Source organism: Pseudomonas edaphica (assembly GCF_005863185.1).
Taxonomy (GTDB): Bacteria; Pseudomonadota; Gammaproteobacteria; order Pseudomonadales; family Pseudomonadaceae; genus Aquipseudomonas; species Aquipseudomonas edaphica.
In genome coordinates, this window is the sequence record NZ_VBVZ01000638.1 from 1 (window position 1) to 3,465 (window position 3,465).

The window sequence follows — 3,465 nt, forward strand, 5'->3', positions numbered from 1 at the left end:
GCCTTGAGCACCGCCAGCAGCCCCACCACCATCTCGATGGAGCGCTCCACCGCCAGCCCCACCAGCGCATCCGGGCCAACGCCGGCCTCGATCAAACGATGGGCCAGGCGATTGGCGCGGCGGTTCAGTTCAGCGTAACTCAGCGAAACGTCACCAAAACGCAATGCCGGTGCATCCTGTTGCGCCAGCACCTGCGCTTCAATCAACTGATGCACCCACTGGCCTTGCGGGTAGGCGCGCTCGGTGGCATTCCACTGGTAGAGGAGTTGTTGGCGCTCCGTGGCGTCCAGCGTCGCCAGGTCCTGCAAGGCCATTGCAGGGTTGGCCACGGCGGCGCGCAACAGGTTCAGCCAATGGCCCAGCATGCGCGAGGCGGTCGCCGTGTTGAACAAGTCGGTGGCATAGGTCAGGGAGGCCCAGAGGCCGTCGCCGGTTTCCTGGGTATCCAGGCTCAGGTCAAACTGGGCGCTTTGGGTTTCCAGTTCGAGGCTGGCCACACGCAGGCCCGGCAGTTGCTGCTCTGCGGATGGGGTCTTGGCCTGGTGATTGAACATCACCTGAAACAGCGGGTTATGGCTAAGGCTGCGTTCGGGTTGCAGCGCTTCGACCAGTTGCTCGAAGGGCAAATCCTGATGGGCCTGGGCTTGCAGCGCGCGGCGCTTGGTGTGTTGCAGCAGTTGGGCGAAGGTCATCTGGCCGTCGAGATCGGCCTTGAGCACCTGCGTGTTGACGAAAAAGCCGATCAGCGATTCGGTCTCGACGCGGTTGCGGTTGGCGATCGGCACGCCGACGCGAATGTCCGACTGCCCGCTGTAGCGATACAGAAATACCTGAAACGACGCCAACAGCAGCATGAATAGCGTCACCCCTTCGCGCTGGGCCAAGGCCTTGAGACCGGCGACCAGGGCGGGTTCCAGGGCAATGTCCTGGCGTGCGCCAAGGAAACTCTGCTGTGCCGGGCGCGGGTGATCGAGCGGCAGTTCCAGCACCGGCTGCGTGCCACTGAGCAGCTCACGCCAGTAATCCAGTTGACGGGCCTTCTCCCCCGCCTCCATCCAGCGGCGTTGCCACAACGCGTAATCGGCATACTGGATCGGCAGCGGTACCAACGTGCACTCCTGGCCCTGGCTGTAGGCGGCATAAAGCTGCATCAGCTCTTGCACCATCACGCCCATCGACCAACCGTCAGAGACGATATGGTGCTGAACCAGCACCAGCACATGCTCTTCTTCGCTTAGGCCGAACAAGCTGACCCGCAATAACGGACCTTGCTGCAAATCGAAAGGTCGGGCGATTTCAGCTTCGACGCTTGCTTTTAGCCCGGCCTCGTCGGCTGAGTGTTCAGCGATCTCGATCACAGCCTGGGCCAATACTTGCTGGGCACGCTGCTCGCCCTCCAGGTGCAAACGGGTGCGCAGGCTTTCATGGCGTGTCACCAGCGTGTCGAAGCTGCGCTGCAGCGCGGCCTTGTCCAGGCGCCCGCTCAGGCGCAAGGCGCCGGGGACGTGATAGGCCGCGCTGTCCGGGTCCAGTTGCCAGAGAAACCACTGGCGCTCCTGGGCATAAGACAGCGGTGCGTGCTGGCCGTCCTCGCGAATCGAGGCGATCGGCAGTTGCGCGAAACTCATGCCACGGCTTTGCAGGCGTTGGTAGAACTGTTGACGCTGTTCCAGAGGCAGGCGAAGAAAGCGCGAAACCAGATCGATATTAGGGTTGGAAAGCATGGTTCAAATCGCCTCTAGTTCGCTCAAAAAGTCACGAAGATCATCAAAGTCTTCCGCGCTGCCGGCGCGGAAGGTGGCAGCGGCCTGGGCATAGGCGCGCAACGTTTCGGTCTGGAACACTTCCACCAGCGGCACTTCCAGCCCCAGTTCGGCCTGCACCCGCGAGGTGATCTGGATCGCCAGCAGGGAGTGGCCGCCCACTTCGAAGAAGTTGTCGTCCAGGCCCACGCGGGGCAGGTGCAGAATCTCGGCCCAGATTGCGGCGAGCTGCTGCTCAAGCTCGGTTTGCGGGGCGACGTAGTGCTGCTGCATCAGGCTCGCATCCGGCTCGGGCAAGCCCTTGCGGTCGAGTTTGCCGTTGGGGGTCAATGGCATTTGGTCCAGGAACATGAAGTGCGTCGGCACCATGTAATCCGGTAGCCGGGTTTTCAGGGCCCGGCGCAGGCTGTCGCGGAACGCGGTGTGGTCGAGCTGCACGGTGGCGGGCACTACATAGGCGACCAATTGCTTACCGGCCAGGCCTTCCTGGGCCACGACGACGGTTTCGCCGACGCTGTCCTGCTCACGCAGGCGCGCCTCGATTTCACCCAGCTCAATACGGAAACCACGGATTTTCACCTGATGGTCGACACGCCCGAGGTAATCCACCACGCCGTCCGCACGGCCACGGGTCAGGTCGCCGCTGCGATACACACGGCTGCCGGGCTTGCCGAACGGGTCCGGCACAAAACGTTCGGCGGTGAGTGCCGGGCGTTCCAGATAACCACGCGCCACGCCTTCGCCGCCCAGGTACAGCTCACCAGCCACGCCGATGGGTTGCAGGTTGAGTTGCGAGTCCAGCACGTAGCCGCTGCGGTTGCCCAGCAGCGTGCCAATCGGCGCATAGACCGCGCCGCAGGGGTCGCCGCGACGGGCTTTCCACAGCAGCGGCGTAACCACGGTTTCGGTCGGGCCGTAGCCGTTGAACAGGTAAGTCGGTTTCAACGCGCGCCACGCCAGGTCGTAGCTGGCCTGTGCCACCGCATCGCCGCCGAAGCAGTACACGCGCACATTGGGCGGGTTGCCATCGCGCTCGGCATGCTCGGCCAATTGTTGCAGGTACACCGGCGGGAACACGGCCATGGTCACGTTGTGACGGTGCATTTGCGCGTAGGTGTATTCGGGCAGCCACAGGCTGTCGTCGCGGATCAGCACGCTGGCGCCGTTGATCAGCGGGTGCATCCAGCCTTCGTGAGAGCCGTCGAAGGCAAAGGACATGAAATGCAATTCGCAGTCGGCCGGGCCGGTTTCGTAGCGTTCGCCGGTGGCGATGATGTGCGCCACCAACGGCCCGTGGGAAACGGCCACACCCTTGGGCATGCCGGTGGAGCCGGAGGTGTAGATCACGTAGGCGAGGTTATCGCCATCCAGATTTACCTGCGGCGCGGTATCGCTGTAGCCGGTCCAGTCTTCGGTGCGGTCAATGGCCAGTGTGTCCAGACCCTCGGCGAGCGGCAATTGCGGCAAGGCGCTGGTGTGGCTCAGCAGCAACTTGGCGCGGCTGTCTTGCATCATGTACAGCAAACGATCACGCGGGTATTCGATGTCCAGCGGCACATACACGCCACCGGCTTTCATCACTGCGAGGAACGCCACCATGATTTCCGCACTGCGCGGCATGGCAATCGCCACCCGCACTTCCGGGCCGACGCCACGAGCGATCAGCGCATGGGCCAGGCGGTTGGCCTGGCGGTCCAGCTCG

At 63.4% G+C, this 3,465-nt stretch carries 2 protein-coding genes; both read right to left on the reverse strand.

The genetic code is table 11. The features are described from left to right. A partial coding sequence (locus tag FEM54_RS28050; RefSeq protein WP_138453806.1) for a condensation domain-containing protein occupies nucleotides 1–1,724 on the reverse strand: 1,724 nt, incomplete at its 3' end. A 3-nt stretch (nucleotides 1,725–1,727) separates the two neighbouring features. Further along, nucleotides 1,728–3,465, reverse strand: a 1,738-nt coding sequence (locus FEM54_RS28055; protein WP_138453807.1) for an amino acid adenylation domain-containing protein, incomplete at its 5' end; no start/stop codon positions are given.